General features: G+C 69.2%; 20 protein-coding genes and 1 pseudogene. 8 read left to right on the top strand and 13 right to left on the bottom strand.

Annotated features, from left to right (window positions below):
• Nucleotides 1-26: 26 nt before the first annotated feature.
• Entirely contained in the window at nt 27-836 is an 810-nt protein-coding gene (gene ku / locus GZ67_RS0113510; protein ID WP_029262512.1) for a non-homologous end joining protein Ku, read from the bottom strand.
• A gap of 58 nt (nt 837-894) precedes the next feature.
• Between ku and ligD the strand changes: the two genes are divergently transcribed.
• Nucleotides 895-2,871, top strand: a complete 1,977-nt coding sequence (ligD, locus tag GZ67_RS0113505; RefSeq protein WP_029262513.1) for a non-homologous end-joining DNA ligase — start codon at nt 895-897, stop codon at nt 2,869-2,871.
• A 21-nt stretch (nt 2,872-2,892) separates the two neighbouring features.
• Here the strand turns inward: ligD and GZ67_RS0113500 are convergent, their stop codons facing one another.
• The 4 genes from GZ67_RS0113500 to murI form a co-directional block, all read right to left on the bottom strand.
• Entirely contained in the window at nt 2,893-3,813 is a 921-nt protein-coding gene (locus GZ67_RS0113500) for a cation diffusion facilitator family transporter (protein WP_029262514.1), read from the bottom strand.
• Between the two features lie 106 nt (nt 3,814-3,919).
• Complete coding sequence (gene rdgB / locus GZ67_RS0113495) at nt 3,920-4,513, bottom strand: RdgB/HAM1 family non-canonical purine NTP pyrophosphatase (RefSeq protein WP_029262515.1); 594 nt, start codon at nt 4,511-4,513, stop codon at nt 3,920-3,922.
• A gap of 2 nt (nt 4,514-4,515) precedes the next feature.
• A complete protein-coding gene (gene rph / locus GZ67_RS0113490) occupies nt 4,516-5,253 on the bottom strand; it encodes a ribonuclease PH (protein ID WP_029262516.1) in 738 nt (245 codons plus the stop codon).
• Between the two features lie 53 nt (nt 5,254-5,306).
• Nucleotides 5,307-6,137, bottom strand: a complete 831-nt coding sequence (gene murI, locus GZ67_RS0113485) for a glutamate racemase (RefSeq protein WP_029262517.1) — start codon at nt 6,135-6,137, stop codon at nt 5,307-5,309.
• On the opposite strand from murI, the pseudogene GZ67_RS0113480 reads away from it, so the two are divergent.
• Nucleotides 6,135-7,526: pseudogene (locus GZ67_RS0113480) on the top strand (nicotinate phosphoribosyltransferase); the annotation flags it as partial. The gene murI and the pseudogene GZ67_RS0113480 overlap by 3 nt on opposite strands.
• A gap of 2 nt (nt 7,527-7,528) precedes the next feature.
• Here GZ67_RS0113480 and GZ67_RS0113475 read toward each other — a convergent pair.
• From GZ67_RS0113475 to GZ67_RS21040, 3 genes are read right to left on the bottom strand one after another with little or no spacing between them, the layout of a single operon-like run.
• Nucleotides 7,529-7,795, bottom strand: a complete 267-nt coding sequence (locus GZ67_RS0113475; protein WP_026049764.1) for a DUF3039 domain-containing protein — start codon at nt 7,793-7,795, stop codon at nt 7,529-7,531.
• A gap of 40 nt (nt 7,796-7,835) precedes the next feature.
• Nucleotides 7,836-9,401 carry a hypothetical protein gene (locus GZ67_RS0113470; protein WP_029262519.1) on the bottom strand — a complete coding sequence of 522 codons (1,566 nt, stop codon included), beginning with the start codon at nt 9,399-9,401 and terminating at the stop codon, nt 7,836-7,838.
• A complete protein-coding gene (locus tag GZ67_RS21040) occupies nt 9,377-11,146 on the bottom strand; it encodes an ABC transporter ATP-binding protein (protein WP_231481810.1) in 1,770 nt (589 codons plus the stop codon). Before GZ67_RS21040 ends, GZ67_RS0113470 begins: the two co-directional genes overlap by 25 nt.
• A gap of 247 nt (nt 11,147-11,393) precedes the next feature.
• On the opposite strand from GZ67_RS21040, the gene GZ67_RS0113460 reads away from it, so the two are divergent.
• From GZ67_RS0113460 to GZ67_RS0113445, 4 genes are all read left to right on the top strand, one after another.
• Complete coding sequence (locus tag GZ67_RS0113460) at nt 11,394-12,086, top strand: phosphocholine cytidylyltransferase family protein (protein ID WP_029262521.1); 693 nt, start codon at nt 11,394-11,396, stop codon at nt 12,084-12,086.
• Between the two features lie 79 nt (nt 12,087-12,165).
• Nucleotides 12,166-13,125 carry a hypothetical protein gene (locus GZ67_RS0113455; RefSeq protein ID WP_029262522.1) on the top strand — a complete coding sequence of 320 codons (960 nt, stop codon included), beginning with the start codon at nt 12,166-12,168 and terminating at the stop codon, nt 13,123-13,125.
• Between the two features lie 87 nt (nt 13,126-13,212).
• Nucleotides 13,213-14,802 carry an acyl-CoA carboxylase subunit beta gene (locus GZ67_RS0113450; protein WP_400859087.1) on the top strand — a complete coding sequence of 530 codons (1,590 nt, stop codon included), beginning with the start codon at nt 13,213-13,215 and terminating at the stop codon, nt 14,800-14,802.
• Nucleotides 14,799-15,041 carry an acyl-CoA carboxylase subunit epsilon gene (locus tag GZ67_RS0113445; protein WP_029262524.1) on the top strand — a complete coding sequence of 81 codons (243 nt, stop codon included), beginning with the start codon at nt 14,799-14,801 and terminating at the stop codon, nt 15,039-15,041. The genes GZ67_RS0113450 and GZ67_RS0113445 overlap by 4 nt, the downstream gene beginning before the upstream one ends.
• 6 nt (nt 15,042-15,047) lie before the next feature.
• On the opposite strand, the gene GZ67_RS0113440 is transcribed toward GZ67_RS0113445, so the two are convergent.
• The 5 genes from GZ67_RS0113440 to GZ67_RS0113420 form a co-directional block, all read right to left on the bottom strand.
• A complete protein-coding gene (locus GZ67_RS0113440; protein WP_029262525.1) occupies nt 15,048-16,247 on the bottom strand; it encodes an ROK family transcriptional regulator in 1,200 nt (399 codons plus the stop codon).
• Between the two features lie 312 nt (nt 16,248-16,559).
• On the bottom strand, nt 16,560-17,567 hold the full coding sequence (locus GZ67_RS0113435; protein WP_231481809.1) for a hypothetical protein: 1,008 nt from the start codon (nt 17,565-17,567) through the stop codon (nt 16,560-16,562).
• Nucleotides 17,564-18,799, bottom strand: coding sequence for a hypothetical protein (locus GZ67_RS0113430; protein ID WP_029273921.1), 1,236 nt, complete (start codon nt 18,797-18,799; stop codon nt 17,564-17,566). Before GZ67_RS0113430 ends, GZ67_RS0113435 begins: the two co-directional genes overlap by 4 nt.
• Nucleotides 18,789-19,448 (bottom strand): response regulator transcription factor, encoded by a 660-nt coding sequence (locus GZ67_RS0113425; RefSeq protein WP_029262528.1) that lies wholly within the window; start codon nt 19,446-19,448, stop codon nt 18,789-18,791. Before GZ67_RS0113425 ends, GZ67_RS0113430 begins: the two co-directional genes overlap by 11 nt.
• Nucleotides 19,449-19,488: 40 nt before the next feature.
• Nucleotides 19,489-20,736 carry a class I SAM-dependent RNA methyltransferase gene (locus tag GZ67_RS0113420; protein ID WP_029262529.1) on the bottom strand — a complete coding sequence of 416 codons (1,248 nt, stop codon included), beginning with the start codon at nt 20,734-20,736 and terminating at the stop codon, nt 19,489-19,491.
• A gap of 23 nt (nt 20,737-20,759) precedes the next feature.
• Here GZ67_RS0113420 and GZ67_RS0113415 point away from each other — a divergent pair, with 23 nt between their 5' ends.
• Nucleotides 20,760-21,398 (top strand): Maf family protein, encoded by a 639-nt coding sequence (locus GZ67_RS0113415; protein ID WP_029262530.1) that lies wholly within the window; start codon nt 20,760-20,762, stop codon nt 21,396-21,398.
• Between the two features lie 78 nt (nt 21,399-21,476).
• Nucleotides 21,477-22,951: acetyl-CoA carboxylase biotin carboxylase subunit (locus GZ67_RS0113410; RefSeq protein WP_029273920.1), on the top strand; the 1,475-nt coding region annotated here is incomplete at its 3' end.

The raw sequence follows: 22,951 nt of genomic DNA, 5'->3' as shown, positions 1-22,951 counted from the left end.
GGCGCCGTCACCGCGGCGCCGACCTCTCAGCCCGCGTTCTTGGCGCGTTCCTCCTTGGTGCGCGCGACGCTGGCGCGGAGCGCCTCCATCAAGTCGATGACCTCGCCGCCCTCGGCCGCCTTCTCGGCTTCGCCGAAGGTCTCTGCCACGTCGAACGTGTCGCCTGCCTCGATCTTCGCGTCGATGAGGGTGCGCAGCTCCTTCTGGTACTCGTCCACGAACTCCTCGGGATCGAAATCAGCCGAGTAGCTGTCGACGAGCGATGCCGAGAGCTCGAGCTCCTTCTTCGAGATCCGCACGTCCTCGTCCAGCGCGGGGAACTCGGCTTCGCGCACCTCGTCGGCCCATAGGAGCGTCTGCAGCACGAGCACCTTGCCCCGCACGCGGAGCGCCGCCAGCCTCGTCTTCTGCCGTAGCGTGAACCGCACGATCGCGGTGCGATCGGTCTGCTCCAGGGTCTTCCGCAGCAGCACGTACGCCTTGGGAGACTTCGAGTCGGGCTCGAGGTAGTACGGCTTGTCGAGCGTGAGCAGATCGACCTGGTCGGACGGGACGAACTCGACCACGTCGATCTCCCGGCTCTTCTCCGCAGGGAGGGCTGCGAGGTCGTCCTTGGTGAGCACGACGGTCTGCCCCTCCTCGACGTAGGCGCGGTCGATGTCGGCGTAGGCCACCGTCTCACCGCACACCTCGCAGGTGCGCTGGTAGCGGATGCGCCCGCCGTCCTTCTCGTGCACCTGATGCAGCGGCACGTCGTGGTCCTCGGTCGCGGAGTACACCTTGACCGGCACGTTCACGAGGCCGAACGTCAGCGCGCCCTTCCAGATCGTTCTCATGTGACCAGTGAACACCAGCCGACACCGTCGCGGCCAGACCCTTGACTACGCTGGCTGCATGGTCGGACAGGGGCAGGTCGTGCAGGTCGGCGGCCGTCGTCTGCGCGTGACGAACCTCGACAAGGTCGTGTACCCCGAGACCGGCACCACCAAGGGTGAGGTCATCGCCTATTACAGCACCATCGCCCCCCTCCTCCTTCCTCTCCTGGACGGTCGTCCGGTGACCCGCAAGCGCTGGGTGGAGGGAGTCGGAACCGCGGATGCTCCGGCCGATGCGTTCTTCACGAAGCAGCTCGAACCCGGGGCGCCCGAGTGGATTCCGCGGCAGGCGATCCAGCATTCCGACGGCCCGAAGGAGTATCCGCTGGTCGAGGACGTGCCCACCCTGGTGTGGCTCGCCCAGGTCGCGGCGATCGAACTGCACGTGCCGCAATGGCGCTTCGCCCCGGACGGGCTGCCCGGTCGCCCCGATCGTCTCGTCCTCGATCTCGATCCCGGGCCCGGGGTGGGTCTTGCGCAGTGCGCCGAGGTCGCCCGGTTCGCCCGCGTCATCCTGACCGACATGGGACTCGATCCGTTCCCTGTGACGAGTGGGAGCAAGGGCATCCACCTGTACGCGGCTCTGCCGGGCGAGCAGACCAGCGACGAGATCTCCGCCGTCGTGAAGGAACTCGCGCGCCTGATCGAGAACGATCACCCCGACCTCGCCACCAGCGTCATGTCGAAGGCGGTGCGCGGGGGGAAGGTCTTCCTCGACTGGAGCCAGAACAACGGCAAGAAGACGACCATCTCGCCCTACTCCCTTCGTGGTCGCGCACGCCCCTGGGTCGCCGCCCCTCGCACCTGGGAGGAGCTCGACGACCCCACCCTGGCGCAGCTCGACTTCGAACAGGTTCTGAACAGGTCGGCTTCGGGTATGGATCCTCTCGCGAGCCTTCGACCCCACGCCGTCGAGTCGACGCCGCCGCCGCCGCCCGCGGCGACGACATCGCCGCGTCGATCTTCGCGCCATCCGCGTAGCGGACCGATCCCGGCGACCGACAGCACCCCCGCCACGCTCGCACCGATGCTCGCGGAGAACGGCACGCCCGGAGTCGCGCGCGCGCTGAGCGACCCCTCTTGGGTCGAGGTGAAGTGGGACGGCATCCGCGCGATGGGCACGTGGGCGGACGGGCGGATGCTGCTGCACGCACGTCGGGGCACCGATATCACCGCCCGCTACCCCGAACTGACAGCGGATGGTGCGCCGTTCCTCCCGGTCACGGACGCCGTCGTGGACGGGGAGATCGTGGCGTTCGACGGCCACGGGCGACCGAGCTTCTCGCTGCTGCAGAACCGCATGCACCTCACGAGGCCGCGTGAGATCGAGCGTGAGGTCATCCGCACGCCGATCGTCTACATGCTGTTCGATCTGCTGCGCCTCGACGGTCATGACCTCACCGGAATGCCGCTGCGGGAAAGGCGCACACTGCTCGAAGACGTGATCGCCGACCTCGACGCTCCCGTCCAGCTCCCGCCGGTCTTCGACGACGTCGACGCTGCCCTGGCCGCGAGCCGGGAGTTCGGCCTCGAAGGGGTCGTGGTCAAGGATCCGCAGTCCCGCTATCGCCCGGGGCAACGAAGCCCGTCCTGGCTGAAACTCAAGCACACGCGCATGCAGGAGGCCGTGATCGTCGGCATCCGCCCGGGGAAGGGGGATCGGGAGAGCACCCTCGGCTCGCTGCTGCTCGCGGTGCCGGAGCCTGCTGACGGTGTCGACGGACCGCTACGGCTCCGTTACGTCGGACGCGTGGGCTCCGGGTTCACGGAACGCATCCTGCGCGACCTCCTCACGCGCCTGGAGCCGCTGCGCGTGAAGACCGCTCCCCTCGAGGGCGTGCCGGCCCCCGATGCGTCCGATGCACTCTGGGTGCGCCCCGAGCTCGTCGGCGAAGTGGAGTTCGCGAACTGGACTCCGGACGGCGTCCTTCGCCACGCCCGGTGGCGGGGGCTGCGCCCGGACAAGGAGCCGGACGACATCGTCGTCGAGCCCTGAACACCCACTCGTCGGCTCGCCTCAGGCGTGATGCGGTTCGCAGTCCGACTGTTCCGCCGGCTCGATCTGGAAGGTCGAGTGCTCGACGTCGAAGTGATCGGCGAGACACGCCTGCATGTCGGAGAGCAGTTGCGTCGATCGTCCGTCGGCGATCAACTGCGGATCGACGCTCACGTGGGCCGTGAACACGGGCGCCCCTCGGGTCAGCTGCCAGACATGCACATCGTGCACTCCGACCACACCCGCGTATCCGAGCAGGTGCGTCCGGATGTCGCTGACGGCCGTCCCCTTCGGCGCGGATTCGGCGAGGACCGAGAAGACCTCGCGTAGGAGTGTGACCGCCCGCGGGATGATCATGGCGGCGATGAAGAGGGACGCGATGGCATCCGCCGGCATCCATCCGGTGAGGAGGATGACGATCGCCGCGACGATGACGGCCGCAGATCCGATCAGGTCGCCCATCACCTCGAGATACGCCCCACGCACGTTGATGCTCGTGCGCTGCGCGCGGCTCAGCAACCACATCGAAATGGCGTTGGCGACCAGGCCCACCACGGCGACGACCAGCATGAGCCCGCCGGCGACCTCGACGTCTCCCGGGTTCACGAGCCGACCGATGCCCTCCACCGCCACCCAGGTCGCCAGAGCGATCAGGATCACCGCGTTGATCAGCGCGCCGAACACCTCGGCGCGCTGATAGCCGAAGGTGCGCCGGTCATCGGCCGGGCGTGCGGCCACCGTCGCCGCGATCAGCGCGATGACGAGGGCGGACGCATCCGTGAACATGTGGGCGGTGTCCGCGAGGAGCGCGAGCGATCCGGTCAGGATCGCACCGACGACCTGCACGACCATCACGGTCGCGGTGAGCGACAACGAGATCGCCAACAGGCGTCGACTGCTGGCCGAACGGATGCCGCCGGCGGCGGGTGCGTGATCGTGCATGCCCCCAGGCTAGACCGGGAAACCGGGCCGGAAGCCCGGTTCCGACTAGTCGGGAAGGGTAACGATTCTCACCGTCATCTGCGATTCGCTGAAGGACCGTGCGACGTCAGAGCGCGCCGAGCAGCGGCAGCAGTTCGGCGAAAGCGCGGGCCCGATGCGACTGCGACTGCTTCTCGTCCGCGGAGAAGCCGCCCACGGTCCGCTCCTGCCCTTCCGGCTGACCATCGGGGATGAAGATCGGGTCGTATCCGAAGCCGCCGTCGCCCGACGACGCGTGCGCGAGGCGCCCAGGCCAGCGCCCCTCCACGACATGCTCGCGTCCATCCGGCAGAACCAGAGCGATCGTCGAGGTGAAGTGCGCGGCCCGGTGCGGGTCAGCGATATCGCGCAGCTGGTCGAGCAGCAGCTCGAGGTTGGCCGAAGCATCCTTCTTCTGTCCTGCCCAGTAGGCGGAGAAGACTCCGGGAGAGCCGCCGAGCACGTCGACGCAGATCCCGGAGTCGTCAGCCAGGGCAGCGAGTCCGGTGTGCGCGGACGCCGCCCGCGCCTTGATCAGCGCGTTCTCGGCGAAGGTGACTCCGTCTTCGACCGGTTCGGGTCCGTCGTAGCCGACGACCTCGAGGTCAGGACGCGCCTGCGCCACGATCTGCTGGAACTCCGCGACCTTGTGGGCGTTGTGGGTCGCGAGGACGACCTGCATCGTCACTCCCCCGCCAGCGCGGCGAGCTGCTTGCCCTTCAGGTCCTCGCAGCCGGCCACGCCGAGCTCGAGCAGCGCATCGAGTTCGCGCTTGTCGAACGGCGCTCCCTCCGCAGTGCCCTGCACCTCGACGAAGAGCCCGCGCCCGGTGACCACGACGTTCATGTCGGTCTCGGCCCGGACATCCTCGGTGTATGCCAGATCGAGCATGGGCTCGCCGTCGATGATCCCCACCGACACGGCGGCCACGGAGTCGAGCAGCGGCGTGGAGTTCTTGCCGATGAACTTCTTCTCCCGACCCCACTCGATCGCGTCGGCCAGCGCTACGTACGCGCCCGTGATGGCTGCGGTGCGCGTGCCACCGTCTGCCTGCAGCACATCGCAGTCGATCACGATCGTGTTCTCACCGAGTGCCTTGGTGTCGACGACGGCGCGCAGCGCGCGGCCGATGAGGCGGGAGATCTCGTGTGTGCGACCGCCGATACGCCCCTTGACGCTCTCGCGGTCGTTGCGGCTGTTCGTCGCACGCGGGAGCATCGAGTACTCGGCCGTCACCCATCCCTTGCCCTTCCCGGTCAGCCAGCGCGGGACGCCGTTGGTGAAGGAGGCGGTGCACAGCACCTTCGTGCCGCCGAAGCTGATCAGGGCGGACCCCTCGGCGTGCGCGCTCCAGTTGCGCTCGATGGTGATCTCTCGCAGCTGGTCGGTGGAACGGCCGTCGACGCGGACGATTTCGGTCATGTGCTTCTCTCGGTCGGGGTGGACGAATCGAGTCAGGACGATTCGAGGAGGCCTTACTCGAAGGCGATGCGGGGAAGGGGGATCACGCCGGTCTGCACGAGCTGCACGTCGCGGACCTCACGACCCATGAGCCGGTTGGCCAATGCCGTGAATTCATCGGCGGAGGCTCCGGTGGCCTCGTAGACGTAGGTCGCCGTCGCGTCGGGCGACGCCAGGAGGTCGCCTCTGACCAGCTGGCGGTACACGTCGCCTGCGGTCTCGTCGTCGCTGGAGACGAGGGTGACGCCCTCGCCCATGACATAGCTGATGGCACCGCGGAGGAACGGATAGTGCGTGCACCCGAGCACGAGCGTGTCCACGTCCGCGTTCCGCAACGGAGCGAGGTACTCCTCGGCGACCGCGAGGACCTCGGGAGTCCCCGTGATCCCCGCTTCGACGAACTCGACGAACCGCGGACAGGCCGCCGTGAAGACCCGCAGTCTCTCGTTCACCTCGAGCATGTCCTGATAGGCCCGGGATCCGATGGTGCCCACCGTGCCGATGACGCCGACCCGTCCGTTGCGCGTCGTGGAGACGGCTCGGCGCACGGCGGGGCCGATGACCTCGACGACGGGGATGTCGTATCGCTCCCGCGCGTCACGGAGCATCGCGGCCGACGCCGTGTTGCACGCGATCACGAGCATCTTCACGCCCTGGTCGACGAGTGTGTCGAGCACCTCGAGCGAGTAGCGGCGGACGTCGGCGATCGGCTTGGGACCGTACGGGGAGTGCGCGGTGTCGCCGATGTAGACGAACGACTCTCGGGGCAGCTGGGCGCGGATGGCCCGCGCCACCGTGAGCCCGCCGACACCGGAGTCGAAGATCCCGATCGGCGCGTCGTTCATGACTCCCCAGCCTACCCGCGCGCGGCCCGACGCGCGCATCAGCACGCTCAGTATGCTGAGCGCATGACCACGTCGACGGCGCTGCTCACCGACCGCTACGAGCTGACGATGCTCGCCGCTTCCCTCCGGGACGGGACGGCCTTCCGTCCCAGCGTCTTCGAACTGTTCTCCCGCCGCTTGTCCGGCGGTCGCCGGTTCGGCGTGGTGGCCGGCACCGGTCGCCTTCTCGGGCTGCTGCGCGAGTTCCGCTTCGGTGAGGAGGAGCTGCGCTTCCTGCGTGACGCGCAGGTCGTGGACGCCGAGTCGCTGAAGTACCTCGAGGACTACCGGTTCACCGGATCGATCCGCGGTTACCGCGAGGGTGAACTGTACTTCCCCGGCTCCCCCATCCTCACCGTCGAGGGGACGTTCGCCGACGCGGTGGTCCTGGAGACGCTGGCGCTCAGCGTGCTCAACCACGACTCAGCAGTCGCGACCGCCGCCGCGCGGATGAGCATCGCGGCGGGCGAGCGTCCGCTGGCGGAGATGGGTTCGCGACGTGCGGCCGAGCGCTCAGCCGTGGCCGCAGCCCGCGCCGCCTACATCGCGGGGTTCGGCGCGACGAGCAACCTCGAAGCCGGGCGGAGCTGGGGCATTCCCACGATGGGCACGGCCGCCCACTCGTGGACGCTGCTGCACGACACCGAGGAGGAGGCGTTCCGCGCCCAGGTGGAGAGCATGGGCGCCGACACCACGCTGCTCGTCGACACATACGACATCCGCACCGGCGTCGAGACGGCGATCCGCGTCGCCGGCCCCCGTCTCGGCGGTGTGCGCATCGACTCCGGGGACCTTCCGATCGTCGCCGCGGATGTGCGCGCACAGCTCGACGAGCTCGGTGCCGCCCACACACGCATCACCGTGACCAGCGACCTCGACGAGTACGCCATCGCGGCTCTCGCCGCATCACCGGTCGATGCCTACGGTGTCGGCACATCCGTGGTCACCGGCTCCGGATACCCCACGGCGAGCATGGTCTACAAGCTCGTCGCACGGCAGGATGCCGACGGGTCGTGGATCGGCGTGGCGAAGGCGTCTGCCGACAAGGCCTCGTACGGCGGCCGCAAGGCGGCGTTCCGCACCGTGGTCGACGGCGTCGCGACCGCAGAGACGGTCGTCGTCTCCGACGGCTTCGAGGAACTGGACACGCCCGACGAGCACCCCGACGGCCGTGCGCTTCAGGTGACCTTCGTCGAGGCGGGAGACATCGACACCGCCCACGAGGGGGCGGCGGGGACAGCGGCCGCGCGAGCGCACCACCTGCGCGTGCGCGAGGAACTGCCGGTGCGCGCTCTCGCGCTCAGCAAGTCCGACCCGGCGATTCCCACCGTGTACGTCGAAGCCGACTGACGTCAGCCGATCATCGACTCGTAGATCTCCTTGCACGTGGGGCAGATCGGGAACTTCTCCGGGTCGCGACCCGGCGTCCACTTCTTGCCGCACAGTGCCCGCACCGGTTTCCCGGTGATCGCGGACTCGAGGATCTTGTCCTTCTTCACGTAGTGCGAGAAGCGCTCGTGGTCGCCCGGCTCGAGATTCTCCTCGCGGAGGAGCTCTTCCAGTTCGCGATCAAGCGTTGCCACGCCGCCCTGATCGGGGCTGTCCAGCGGAGTACTCATCCCGAGAGTCTAGCGGCGTCGAAGACGCCGCGGGCGGTCGTCACGCGGTCTCGACGAACTCCATCAGCCTCTCGCCGCTGCGCTCGAAGATGCGGCCGCCGATGACCGCTCCGGCTGCCAGCACGGTGAGCCCGACGAGGAGCCCGACCCAGAACGTCGCCGGCGCATAGGCCGACCCCTCGAGGACCGTGGCCGCGAACAGCCAGGCGGTCGGGATGCTGACCACGATCGCTCCGAGGAAAGCGGCCGCCGGGCCGTACGTGCCTCGCGAGCTGGGCCGCTGCGGCTGCTGGAAAGGGCTGTCACCGGGCCGGGAGACCGCGTACGGGGCCACGACCGAGACGATGCTCGAGATGCCGAGCGCCGAGAACAGCAGACTCGCCGCAAGCCCCCCGAGCGGCAGCAGGAGGCTCCAGTCGCCGATGAGGAGGAGCGACAGCGGCGTGGCGATCGCGAGGACGGGAACAGCCACCAGCAGAACCGGAACCAGGCGACCGAGGCGATCGGGAAGCCCGCGCACCCCGCTCGCCACGTGGGTCCACAGAGCCGTCGAGTCGTAGGCGACGTCGTTGTGCGGCAGCCAGCCGAAGAAGAGCGCCATCACCGGGACGGGCACCAGGGCGGCGACCTCGACGGGCACGCCCGCGACGATGAGAGGAAGCACCGTCAGCACCCCGGCGACCGGCACGACGATGATGTTCATGATGTACCGGCGATCCCGGAGCCAGTACACGAGACTGCGGGCGGCGATCGCGCCGAACGCGTTGGACGGCAGGAGACCGAACCAACCGAGCCCGGTGCGCTCTCGCGAGGTGACGGGGCGCTCGGTCGTCGTGAGCAGGCGACGCACGAGCCACGACCAGGCGACCCACAGGAGGCCGACGGTGAGGACCGCCACGATGCCGCTCACCCACGCCGATGCCGTCCCTCCTGCAGCGGACGAGAAGAGGAAGGCAGGCGCCGCGGCGAACGGACTGAACCCGAGCACCGTCGACAGCGTCGCCAGTGAGTCGGGGACGAGACCGTCCCAGCGCAGGGACCCGAGGAACACCGCGACGGGGAACGCGATCACCAGCAGCGCGAGCGCGAACAGCGCGGTGAGCTCGCGCGAGCGACGCTCGGGGAGCAGCAGGGCGTTGACCGCCATACCGATCCGGGAGACGAGCACGGTCGTCACGACGCCGAGGAGCGTCATCAGGATGGCGAGCGGCCACGGCGTTCCCGCCTGGACCGCGACGATGCAGACGCTGATGTAGACGGCGAGCAGCGCCAGGCTGGGCACACTGACGAAGGCCGCCAGCGTGAGCACCCAGGGCATCTGGCGTTCGTCCACGCCGAAGACCGCGAACCGACGGGGATCCAGCTGGTCGACCGCGCCGACGAGGATCGGGCCCACGAGGAAGCCGACGAGCAGGGCGGCCCCGCCGAGCACCGTGACCGCGCGGGCGACGGGAACAGGAGCATCGGCAAGGCTGAAGATCGCGAGGCAGACGATGACCGTGACGGCGACGACCGCTGCGAGCATCACGAGCATCCGAACCCGACGATCGCTGCGCAGCGCCCCGAAGAGGAGCGCGACTCTCAGTCGGAGAACGTGTGCAGCCACTCGAGCCCCTCCACCTCTCCGCTGGATCCGGCGAGCTCCACGAAGCGGGCTTCGAGGGTCTGACCTGCGCGCACCTCGTCGATCGTTCCTTCTGCGAGCACCTCGCCGTTGACGATGATGGCCACACGCGAGCAGACGCGCTCGACCAGATCCATGCCGTGGCTGGAGAGGACGACGGTGCCGCCGTGTGAGACGTAGGCGCGCAGGATGTCGAGGATGACCGCGGACGAGACCGGATCGACCGATTCGAACGGCTCGTCGAGCACGAGGACGCGCGGCGAATGGATCATGGCTCCCGCGAGCATGATCTTCTTCGTCATGCCCGCCGAATAGTCCGAGACCACTCGGCTGAGCGCGTCGCCGAGATCGAAGGCACGAGCGAGGTCAGCCGCACGCTTCTCGATGACATCGGCCGTGAGCCCGCGCAGAAGACCGTAGTAGTAGAGGAGCTGGCGGCCGGTGAGCCGGTCGAACGTGCGCAGCCGGTCGGGCAGCACGCCCATCATTCGCTTCGCCGCCTGCGGCTGCACCGCCTGATCGATTCCGCAGATCACGACGCTGCCCTCATCGGCGCGCAGCAGACCGGCGACGATGGAGAGCGTGGTGGTCTTACCGGCGCCATTGGGGCCGACGACGCCGTAGAACGACCCGGCCGGGACTGTCAGGTCGATCCCGGCGACGGCACGGTTGTCGCCGAACTGCTTCACGAGACCGCGGATGCTGATCGCCTCGCCGTCGGACGTGCTGTCGGCTGCGCCGACCGCATCGGAGGCCGCGTCGTCGGAGTCGACCACGGCTTCGACGACCTCGACCGACGTCGCTTCGCGCTCCGACTCGACCTCGACCTCGACCTCGGTCGGTACAGCGACGTCGTCTGCCGCCGTCACCGCGGGTGCCTCTACCTCACCGCGCACCGGTTCCTCGGATGCGGGGGCGGGTTCGATCGCCGAAGCGGACTCGACGGGAGCCGTCTGGTCGCCAGCCGGCGCCGGCTCGACGACGGGCGTTGCGGTGGCGGCAACCGTCTCGGCCTCCGCGGCGGCCGCGGCAGCCTTCTCCGCGGCAGCCTTGTCCGCGGCAGCCTTCTCCGCGGCAGCCTTCGCCGCCGCCGTCTTCGCTGCCGCCGTCTTCGCGGTCGTCGACCGGGCCGTGGTCTTCGCGGCCGCAGTCTTGGCCGCCGCCGTCTTCGCTGCGGCGGTCTTGGCTGCGGCGGTCTTCGCTGCGGCGGTCTTGGCTGCCGCGGACTTCGCCGATGCCGTTGTCCCCGCGGCGGGCTTCGTCGCCGCGGCACGTGCGGCCGTGTTCTTCGCCGCGGCCGTGCGGGCCGTCGCAGACGCGCGCTTCGGAGCGGCGTTCGACGCGGATCGATCGAGCATGGCGTTCTTCAGAGGCTCCACGACGACCTCAGCGGTCGGTGCCGCCTGCTCTGCAGCCGATCTCGCCGTCGTCGTGGCGGCGGGCCTCTTGGCAGGAGCCACCTTCGAGGCGGCCGGTTTCGCCGGAGCGCGGTTCCCGGCGGGCTTCTTCGCGGCAGTGGTCTTCGCGGCGGTCGATTTCGCAGCAGTCGATTTCGCAGCAGTCGACTTCGCAGCAGCGGTCTTCGCAGCAGTCGACTTCGCAGCAGCGGTCTTCGTGGGCGTCGTTTTTGCGGCAGTCGTCTTCGCTACAGGCTTCGTCGATGCCTTCGGCGGCGCGGTCTCGGTCTCGTCCACCTGGGCGGCGCGGTCGTCAGGGGAGGAAGTCACCGTCCTACGGTATCAATGGGGAGCCGCATGCCAAGGCCGCCGCGCAACATTCACCGACGAACCCTCGGATCCGACACAATGGGCCCGGAGGGCGAGCCTGTGCGTCCGGTGTGTACTCGATCACGAAATGACAACGGGAGGCTCCCCGACCCGGGGCTTCCCAGGCTGCCTCGCTACCATGAACTCGGCACGACGAAGTGTCTGGTCGGTGAATCGACCGTGAACACAACTTCCTTTAGGAGCACTCGTGACTCTTCAGACCGTCATCCTCGCCGCCGGCATGGGCTCGCGCCTCGGCCGAGCGCTGCCGAAGCCGCTCACCGAACTGAGCGACGGCCGCACGATCATGGGCCAGCAGCACGACAACATCCGCGCCGCCTTCGGTTCGGACGCGCGCATCACCACAGTGGTCGGCTATCGCGCCGAGACCATCATCGACGCCTTCCCCGCCGTCAACTACGTCCACAACGAGCGCTACGACGAGACCAATACGTCGAAGAGCCTGCTGCGCGCCCTCGGCGCGACCGGCAAGGGTGGAGTGCTGTGGATGAACGGCGACGTGGTGTTCGACCCGATGATCCTCGGTCGTGCCGCCGCCTTCATCGAGCGCGATCAGTCGTTCGTCACCGTCAACACCTCCAAGGTCAGCGACGAAGAGGTGAAGTACACGGTCACCGCCGAGGGCTTCATCAACGAGCTGTCCAAGACCGTCAAGGGCGGTCTGGGTGAGGCCGTGGGCATCAACTACATCTCCTCCGCGCACAAGAAGGCGTTCATGCGCCAGCTGCAGCGCGTCGAGGATCAGGACTACTTCGAGCGCGGTCTCGAGCTGGCCATCGCCGAGGACGGTCTCCTCCTCGAGCCGATGGACGTCTCTGACCTGTACGCGGTCGAGGTCGACTTCGCAGAAGACCTCGAGCGGGCGAACCTCTTCGTCTGACCCGATTCCCGAAAGCCCGGCCCCCGTCGTGGGGCCGGGCTTTCGGCGTTTTCGCGGGCTGACTCCCTAGGATCGCCGCATGACCCCCAAGGTGCACAAGATCCACTCCCTGCCGGACGATGCTCCGTGGGACAAGGGCGTGCCTCCCGCCGGATCCCCGGAGCATCCGATGATGGTGCGGGGGCTCGACCGCGTGCTGTCGATCCAGCGCCCGCTCGTGCTCGCGCACATCCGCAGCATCCGCCTGCGCAACCCGCACGCGACGCCCGCCGAGATCATCCGCATCCTCGAGCGACGCTACCTCGCTGCCGTGACCACGGGCGGGGCGGCAGTGGGAGCGACCGCGGTCGTCCCCGGCATCGGTACCGGCGTGACCCTGGCACTCTCGGGCGTCGAGACCGTGGGTTTCGTGGAGTCGACGGCGCTCTTCGCGCAGTCGGTCGCCGAGGTGCACGGCATCGCGGTCGCCAACCCCGATCGCGCACGCGCTCTCGTGATGACCCTGATGCTGGGCAAGGAGGGCGTCGACCTGGTCGGGCAGCTGGCGGGGCAGATGGCCGGGCGCGGCGGGAGCAGATCGTCGTACTGGGGCGAGCTGGTCACGAAGTCGCTGCCCCGCGCCGCCGTCGGCCCCCTGGTCGACCAGCTCAAGAGCATGTTCGTGAAGCAGTTCGCCGCGAAGGGCGGAGCGTCGATCATCGGCAAAGCGTTGCCGTTCGGCATCGGGGCGGCGATCGGCGGGGCCGGAAACCACATCCTCGGTCGTCGCGTGCTCACCACATCGCATCGGGCGTTCGGTGCAGCTCCGATCGATCTCCCGTTCGAGCTGGAGCCCGTTCCCGGCGCCGAGAAGGTCGAACTGCGCGTGCTGCGCGGCGCCCGGTACGCCGGCACGGCGGTGGCCGGTGCTGCCGGGACGACAGTCCGCGGTGTCGAGTGGGTCGGTCGCAAAGCGCTCTCCCTCGGCCGCTCGCCCAGAAACGATCCGGCACTGGAGGAGACCGACCACGAGCAGGAACCGGACCCCGGCGGGCACTGAGCTCGCGCGTTCATCGCCAAAGGATTGACCGACCCGTTGTGCCGAGCATCCAACGGAGCGCGTCGCCCCGACGCTAGGGTGGAATCCGTGACGGACAAGCCCGACCTCTTTACCACCGCCGGCAAGATCGCGGATCTGCGCGCTCGCTACACGGAAGCCGTCGTCGACGCGGAAGCGAAGGCGAAGGAGAAGCAGCACGCCAAGGGCAAGATGACCGCCCGCGAGCGCATCGAACTGCTCGTCGACCCCGGGAGCTTCGTCGAGTTCGACGAGTATGTGCGCCACCGCACGACCGCGTTCGGCATGGACCGCTCCCGTCCCTACGGCGACTCGGTCGTCACCGGCGTCGGCACGATCAACGGACGCACCGTCGCGGTGTACTCCCAGGACTTCTCGACATTCGGCGGATCGCTCGGCGAGGTCGCCGGCGAGAAGATCATCAAGATCATGGAGTTCGCGCTCTCCGGAGGCATGCCGTGCATCGGCATCCTGGATTCGGGCGGCGCACGCATCCAGGAGGGTGTGGTCGCGCTCGGCAAGTACGGCGAGATCTTCCGCCTGAACACCCGCGCTTCCGGAGTCATCCCGCAGATCTCCATCATCATGGGCCCGGCCGCCGGAGGAGCTGTGTACTCGCCGGCACTCACCGACTTCGTCATCATGGTCGACAAGACCAGCCAGATGTTCGTCACCGGACCCGACGTGATCAAGACCGTCACCGGCGAGGACGTGGGTATGGAGGAGCTCGGCGGCGCGTACACGCACAACACCCGCTCCGGCGTCTCGCACTATCTCGCCGAGGATGAGGACGATGCGATCGACTACGCGCGCACGCTCCTCAGCTTCCTCCCCGACAACAACATGGCGGAGCTGCCCTCGTACGAGAGCACCTTCGAGTTCGAGACCACCGACGCCGACCGCACGCTGAACACGATCGTGCCGGACTCGACGAACCAGCCCTACGACATCCACACGGTGATCGAGCACATCGTCGACGAAGGCGACTTCCTCGAGGTCCAGCCGCTGTTCGCCCCGAACATCGTGATCGGCTTCGGCCGCATCGAGGGACGTTCGGTCGGCATCATCGCCAACCAGCCGTCGCAGATGGCCGGAACGCTCAACATCGAGGCCGGAGAGAAAGCCAGCCGGTTCGTGCGCTTCTGCGACGCGTTCTCGATCCCGATCGTCACCCTCGTCGATGTGCCCGGATACCTGCCGGGCACCGACCAGGAATGGGAAGGCGTCATCCGGCGCGGTGCGAAGCTCCTCTACGCGTACGCCGAGGCCACCGTGCCGCTGGTCACCGTCATCCTGCGCAAGGCCTACGGCGGCGCCTACATCGTGATGGGATCCAAGCAGCTCGGCGCCGACGTGAACCTCGCCTGGCCCACCGCCGAGATCGCGGTCATGGGCGGCCAGGGTGCCGTCAACATCCTGTACCGCGGTGAGATCAAGAAGGCGGAGGAGGCCGGCGAAGACGTCGCCGCCGTGCGCACCCGCCTCGCGAACGAGTACACCTACGACGTGGCGTCGCCGTTCCTCGCGGCGGAGCGCGGCGAGCTCGACGGCATCATCGAGCCCGCGAACACCCGCGTCTCGATCGCGAAGGCGCTGCGTGCTCTGCGCGGCAAGCGTGCAGAGCTGCCGCCGAAGAAGCACGGGAACATCCCCCTGTGACCGCGCACGACACGCAGGACGCAGCATCAGGGGACGTCGCGCCGATGCTCGAGATCACCCGTGGAGCCGCCACCGAAGAGGAACTCGCCGCACTCATCGCGGTGATCAGCGAGGCGTACGCCGCCGAGGCTGCGGACGCCGTCGTCGAGGAGCCTTCGGTCTCGGCCTGGACCCGCACGCAGCGCCCGCTCCGTCGCCCGCTGCGTCGAGACATCCCCTGGGGAAGATTCTCCGGCTGATCGGGATCAGTGGTCGAGCAGCAGCGCCGATGCTCGCGGGCTGAGCACGGAATCGAGCACCACGCAGCCGGCCCCCACAGCGGCGACATCGTCACCGACGACCGTTCCGTCCACGGGCAGCGAGCGCACCGCACGTGTGGCGCTCGCCCGTTCGAGCCGGTCGGGGATCTCCCGCAGGTAGACCTCGGCCAGCCGCGACCAGAACGGGCCGCCGAAGACCACACGGTCCACGTCGAGCATGTTCGTCAGCCCGGCCGTCAGCACCGCCATGTGCGCCGCGGCCCGCGTCAGCACACCGTCGGCGAGCTCATCGCCGTCAGCCGCCCGCTGACACAGCTCCGTGAAACGCGCGTCCACCGCCTCGACATCGCTGACCTCACGATCGTCGCGGAACACTCCCGCCCGCTCCGCCTGCGCGACGATCGCCTGCGGGGTGCAGACGACCTCGACGCACCCACGGGAGCCGCACGTGCACGGCGGTCCGTCCGGGTCGACGATGAGGTGTCCGATCTCTCCGATGTTGCGGGTGCTTCCGGGGACGGCCTCCCCGTCTCTGGCCAGCGCCGCCCCGATACCCGTGCCCAGATACACGAACACGAAGGAGTCGTCGGCCGACGCCCTCCGCGTCCAGAGCTCGCCCACCGCGGCGGCGGTCGTGTCCTTCTCGAGTACCACCGGGAGGCCGATCGCCTCGGCCAGCACGGAGCGAAGCGGCACCCGGTTCCAGCCGAGCAGCTTCGGCGGGTCGATCACGGTGCCCTTCTCCGCATCGAGGGGGCCGGGCGCCGCGACCCCGACACCGGCGATCGATGCCCTGTCGATGCCCGAGACCGTGATGAGCGCGTCGACCGTCGCCGCCATGGCCTGGACGATCCGAGGAGGTTCCATGGCCGGGGTGCGCACGCCGACACGCCGCACGACCGCACCGGACAGGTCGAGGAGCACGAAAGTCATGAGGGCGGGATCCAGATGCACACCGACCGAGAAGCGGCTGTCCGCGACGAGCCGCAGCGTGACGCGCGGCTTGCCCGGTCCGTTGATCGTGCGTCCGGCCTCGCGGATGAGGCCTTCGTCGAGCAGCCGCCGTGTGATGTTGGTGACGGTCTGCGCCGACAGACCCGTCGCTGCGGCGAGCTCGATCCGGCTCGACCCCTCACCGGACTGACGGATGGCCTCCAACACGACGGACTGATTGAAGTCGCCCATCCGCGGAAGATTCGTGCCCCGGCGCGTTCCCATCGTCCAATGATCCCCCATCGGCGGGGAAATCGTGTCCCCCAAAATACCTACAGACAACGATTGGAAGAACCCTCAGACTGAATGAGACGCTTCGCGTTCGGCTGGTCTCTCTGTCCCAGGGTAGACAGACGCTGATCGGCCACCAGCGGACGGTTTTCGGGTAACTGTCCGCACGGCGAGGGGCAGGCGGATACGCCGCCCCTCGCCCACTCTCTACCGCCTCGACTCCGGTCTCCTCCCCCACCGGAGCCGAGGGGCGGCGCGCCGCGTCGGTGGGGATCAGACCGCGGCGGCGTCCCGCAGGATCTCGTGCCACAGGTCGACGGAATCATCGTCGCCGGAGGAGCGAGTGCCGGCGCGGCCGACCACGGTCACGGCGACGCGAGGATCACGAGCCGAACGGATGATGAGGCGAGCGCTCCGGGCACGGATGAGCACGGCGGCCAGCTCATCCCGGATCTCGACCCGTCGCGCCTCGTCGATGCCGTCGAAGCCGCCTTCGTCGAACACCGTCACGACCGCGCCCCGTCGACGCGCGCTGTCGATCGCATTCCGCACCGCATCGTTGAGCAGATCCGCACCGCGCAGCTCATCCCGCAGTCGCCCCTCGGCCAGACGGGCATCCAGGCGCTCCTGATCGTCCAGCGACCCGCGAGACGCCACCACACGGCTCAGGACGGGCCCCGCGACAGCCAGAGCGAACTGCGTGCGCAGGCGCCGTTCACGCTGACGCACCCGTTGCGTGGCGTGCCAGGCCGAGACCGCCTGCTGGATCTCGGCGAGGCGTTCCGTGTCGCGGACCGCGCGATCCCAGAACATCACGAGCAGACGGGCGACGACGACCCACATGATCGAGCCCACCAGACCGAGGCTCAACGCCACACCGAGGCCGAGATAGGCGGACGTCGCCGCCACCAGGACCGCCAGCGTCGCCCAGCCGACGAGGAACCGACGACGGACGACGCACACGACCCCGAGCAGGCCGAGTGCGCCGATGTACCAGGTGGCGAACGGCGCAGTGCGGTCGGCGGGGTCGAGCGCGAACGTCACCAGCGCCGGGATGACGGCACTGGCCAGCAGCGCGAGCACGGCCGACCACAACGGCATCCGCACCGAAGTGGCGCTGCCGAGGATCGCGATGTTGACGACGACGAGGTAGAGACCGATCGCGAGGACCATCGCCAGCGGTGCGGTCGGCTGCTCGATCCACCAGATACCGCGCGCGACGAAGTACAGCGCGAACCCGACGGCGAGCGAGGTGGCGACGCTGCGGACGGTGCGGTTCACGAGCGCTCCCAGCCCAGGACCACGATCGTGCCGTGCTCGTCGGATCGGATCTCCGCGGTGCCCGCGACGCCGGCCATGCGAGCGAGGATGGACGCCCGGATGCCGAGACGATCCGCCCCGATGCTCTCGACGTCGAAACCCGGCCCGGCGTCGGACACCGTGACGGCGATCCCCTCGTCGCCGTGTCCCTCGGCGACGATGTGCAGGCCGCGCCCGCCGGCATGTGCGACGGCGTTGCCGATGGCCTGACGCGCGGCGAGCACCAGGGCCCGGGCCGCGCGACCGGGAATCAGCCCGATCCCGCCCCGCTCCTCGACGATCGCGTCGGCGCCGAGTTCGGAGAGCGCTCGACGCAGCTCCACCACGATCTGCGCCGTCCCGATCGGCTCATCACTCCCCTCCTGCGCCACCGCGGCTTCGGTGTTCGCCAGCCGGGTGAGCGCTTCGCGCGCCATCGCGACAGCGAGCTCCTTCGCCCGATCGCCTTCGGCGCGCTCCGCGGCGATCAGCGCAGCCAGGACGCTGTCGTGCATGAGTGCCGACATGGCCACCCGCTCCTCCTCTGCGGCAGCAGCAGCGGCGGCGGTCGAGTACGACGAGACCGCCTGGCCTCTGGCCTCGTCCACGCCGGCCGCGACCGAGCGGAACATCCAGCCGAGCGAGATCATAACCACGCCCAGGATCAGCGTGAACGACACATCGAACGCGGTCGTCACCCAGAACTCCCGCGAGAACTCGCCCTGGACGAGTCGGACGTACCCGTAGACGAACGGCATCCCCGCCGCCCAGGCGAACTGGAGTCGCAGCGGGAACGCGAGCATCGCCGCGACCACGCCGACGTTGACGAGGAAGAAGATCCACGGCTGATCCCCCGCACTCTTGTCGGTCGGATCGACGACGGTCGGCCATGCGGCCAGGGCCAGGACGTAGATCACGGCGAAGACGCCGGAGAAGAGGCGGACACCGCGCCCGATCAGACACGCGGCGAGCATCGCCGCCAGGGGCACGAAGACCGCGGCCAGGATCACGGCATCCGCCGCATCTGTACGCAACGGAGAGCTCAGCGCGGCGATCAGAGCCTGCACGCCGAGCGCAGCAGAGCCGATCGCCACGACGATCGCGAGGATCCGCTCCATGCGCTTGCCGGTGAAGCGCTCGAACTCGGTGTCCGCGCTGCCGGGCGAGGGGATCTTGCTCCAGGCATCGCGGATGCTGAGCGGATCAGCGGGCACTCGCCGCCCCGTCGGCCGCGACGATCCCGTCCTCCATCGCCCGACGGAGGAGGTCCACCTTGGTGGGTGCCGGACGACCGACCTCGACGTACTTCACGCGGACGCGGGTGATGTTCTCCTTGGCCGTGGAGTAGGCGACGCCGAGACGTTCGGCGACCGCCTTCAGCGGCAGTCCCGTGGCATAGAGCCGGAGCACCTCGCGCTCGCGAGTGGAGAGCTGCGCGTCGGCGAACGCCCGATCGCCGTCGACGGCGCTGGCCCATTCGACGTTGTTGAGCGCTTCGCCCTGGGCGACGGTGCGGATCGCATCCAACACGTCGTCGAGAGCGGATGACTTGCTGACGACGCCGGCGGCGCCGGCCGAGAGCGCCTCGCGCACTGCTGCGGGACGGTCGGCCACGCTGTGGATCACGACGCTCGCCCCGTCGTTCACGAGCGAGGTCACGTTCTCCGTCACGGTCGACCCGTCACCGAGAGTGAGGTCGAGCACGACCACGTCGGCCGGAGCGGACGCGGAGGCCACTCGCCACTCGAGGTAGGAGACGACCGTGCTGCCGGAGAACACCACCGTCTGCGAATCACGCGCGCACGCGGCCTCGAGGCCGAGGCGAACGGACTCGTGATCGTCGATGAGTGCGACCCTGCTCATCCACCCAGCCTAGTGAGTACCCGGCGGCGGCCGGGATCGGTCACCGGGTGAGGAGCGCGACGACCTCGAAGTGGTGCGAGTGCGGGAAGAGGTCGAAGCCGCGCAGCCGGTCGACCTTCCACCCGAGGGTCCGGAACGTCCCGAGGTCTCTGGCGAGGGCCACCGGGTCGCACGCGACGTACGCGATGGCCTCCGGCGCGAGGGCGTGCACCGCGTCGACGACCTGGCGCCCGGCCCCGGCACGCGGCGGGTCGAGGATGACGGCTCCGGTGCGCCCACCGCTCTTCTGCGTGGAGAGGAAGCGATCCACGCGCGCGGTCACGGCCTTCACATCGAGCGGGGCGAGGTTGGCGGCTGCGTGCTGGGTGGCCCGCGCACTCGACTCGACCGTGACGATGTCGGAGCCGCCGAGGTCGGCGAGGGTCGCAGCGAAGAGTCCGACACCGCCGTAGAGGTCGTAGTGCGTCTTCTGCTCGTCGACGTGCCCCTCGAGCACGCCGTAGACCGCGGCGTCGAGCACGGACGCCGCGCGCGGGTGCACCTGCCAGAATCCCGTCGCATCGACCTGGAAGCGGCGGTCGCCGACGACCTCCTCGATCACTTCCGGTGTCGGGCGGCGACGGAAGCCGCGAGCGACCTTCGCCGGCCGCTCGGCCTCCTCCCGCCGGATGACGCGGACTCGGCCGTCGGCCGGTTCGACGAGTTCGATGCGTCCCGGCGCCTCGCCGTGCAGGGCAAGTGCGGCCTCGGCGATGGCGGGACGCGAGAGCGGGTAGCTGGTGACGGGGATCACGCGGTGGCTGCGCGCAGCGAACGGACCGACCTCACCCGACTCGTCGACGTGCAGGGTGACGCGGGTGCGCCAGCCGGTGCCGTCACCGGAGTCGACGGCCTCGATCTCGGGAGCGACGAGACCTGATCCCGCGAACCGGTCGAGCGCCTCCGTCAGCACCTGGCGCTTGAGCACCCGCTGGTACCCGAGGTCGATGTGGCCGAGATCGGCTCCGCCCGGGCGGTCCGCCGGATCCCGGGAGAGATCGGCCTCGGCCCAGATGTGCGGACGGCGATGCTCCGACGCGTCGAGGACCTCGATCGTCTCGGCCCGCCAGAAGCTGCGGGTGGAGGCGTCCGCGCCCTCCTGCGGGGCGATCACCCTGGCACGGACACGCTCCCCGGGGATCGCATCGGAGACGAAGACCACGCGGCCCTCATGGCGGGCGACAAAGGTGCCCCCGTGTGCGATGCCGGTGATGTCGAGTTCGAGCACGTCGGCTGCGGAGGAAGTCATTCTTCGAGGATACGGTGGTGGACATGCGCGTCTGCCTCGCCTCCACCTCTCCCGCCCGACTGATGCTGCTGAGGCAGGCGGGGATCGAGCCGCTCACCCTCTCTCCCGATGTCGACGAGGATGCCGTCGCCGCAGCCGCCGAGGCCGAACGCGGCGCCGCGCTCGCCCCCGCCGAGCTGGTGCTGCTCCTCGCCCGCGCCAAGGCCGCAGCGGTCGCCCGCAGTCTCGCAGAGGAGGGCGAGTTCGACGGTCTCGTGATCGGCGGTGACTCGATGTTCGCGCTCGACGGGCGGGTCTACGGCAAGCCGTACACCGCGGAGGAGGCCACCCGGCGGTGGGAGGAGATGCGCGGAGCGACGGGCATCCTGCACTCCGGGCACTCGGTGTTCCGGGTCGTTCCCGGCGCGGAGCCCGTCGAGGCGACCGCCGTCGCCGAGGCGGCGGTGACCTTCGCCGAAGACGTGAGCGACGCGGAGATCGCGGCCTACGTGGCCTCGGGCGAGCCGCTGCACGTGGCCGGAGCCTTCACCGTGGACAGTCTGGGCGGCGCCTTCATCACCCGGGTCGACGGCGATCCCTCGACCGTCGTGGGCATGTCCCTGTCGACCGTGCGGCGCCTGGTCGCAGAGCTCGGCGTCCGATGGACGGATCTGTGGTCGTAGACTCCCCTCCACGTTTCCCCCACTTTCTTGTGGGGAGTCGTCAAAGGGATCGAGGGCCTTCTCGCTAGGCTGGCAACCATGCCTGCTATCGCCAAGGTGCTCGTCGCCAACCGCGGCGAGATCGCCGTACGCATCATCCGCGCCGCTCGAGACTCCGGGATCGCGTCGGTCGCCGTCTACGCCGACCAGGATCGTGATGCCCTGCACTCCCGTCTCGCAGACGAGGCGTACGCGCTCGGCGGCTCGACCAGCGCCGAGACGTACCTGCAGATCGAGAAGATCCTCTCCATCGCCCGCCGCGCCGGTGCCGACGCCGTGCACCCCGGCTACGGGTTCCTCGCCGAGAACGCCGAGTTCGCCCGCGCCATCATCGACGCGGGGATGACCTGGATCGGCCCGTCGCCCGAGGCGATCGAGGCCCTCGGCGACAAGGTGACCGCGCGTCACGTCGCCGAGAAGGTCGGCGCTCCCCTCGCGCCCGGAACCCCCGGTCCCGTGGCCGGAGCCGACGAGGTCATCGCCTTCGCGAAGGAGTTCGGCCTCCCGATCGCCATCAAGGCGGCATACGGCGGCGGCGGACGTGGCCTCAAGGTCGCCCGCGAGCTCGACGAGGTCGCCGAGCTGTTCGAGTCGGCCACCCGCGAGGCCGTCGCCGCCTTCGGTCGCGGCGAGTGCTTCGTCGAGAAGTACCTCGACAAGCCGCGCCACGTCGAGACGCAGTGCCTGGCCGATGCCGAGGGCAACGTCGTCGTCATCTCCACGCGCGACTGCTCGCTGCAGCGCCGCCACCAGAAGCTCGTCGAAGAGGCTCCTGCACCGTTCCTGACCGAGGAGCAGAACGACCTGCTCTACTCGGCGTCGAAGGCCATCCTCAAGGAGGTCGGATACGTCGGTGCGGGCACCTGCGAGTTCCTGATCGGTGCCGACGGCACGGTCTCGTTCCTCGAGGTGAACACCCGCCTGCAGGTCGAGCACCCGGTCTCCGAAGAGGTCACCGGCATCGACCTGGTGCGCGAGCAGTTCCGCATCGCGGCCGGCGGCACCATCGACTACGACGACCCGAAGCCGCAGGGCCACTCCATCGAGTTCCGCATCAACGGTGAGGACCCCGGTCGCGGGTTCCTCCCCCAGCCCGGTCCGATCCACGTCTTCAAGACCTTCGGGGGTCCCGGCATCCGCCTCGACTCCGGCGTCACCGCCGGCGATTCGGTCTCGGGCGCGTTCGACTCGCTGCTCGCGAAGATCATCGTGACCGGCAAGGACAGGGCGGAGGCGCTGGAGCGCTCCCGCCGCGCACTCGACGAGTTCGAGGTCGCCGGTCTCCCCACCGTCATCCCGTTCCACCGCAAGGTCGTCCGCGACCCGGCATTCACGGCCGAGAACGGCGAGTTCGGCATCTTCACCCGCTGGATCGAGACCGAGTTCGTCAACGACATCCCCGCGTGGGACGGCGAGCTCGAGTCGCCGGCCGCCGGCGAGTCGCGCCACACCGTCGTCGTCGAGGTCTCCGGCAAGCGCCTCGAGGTGAGCCTGCCCGACCGCGTGGCGGTCGC

Origin of the sequence: Microbacterium sp. Cr-K20 (assembly GCF_000708325.1) — a bacterium.
GTDB lineage: Bacteria > Actinomycetota > Actinomycetes > Actinomycetales > Microbacteriaceae > Microbacterium.
The sequence above is the reverse complement of the archived record's forward strand: the minus strand, read 5'-3'. Positions and strand labels throughout refer to the sequence as shown.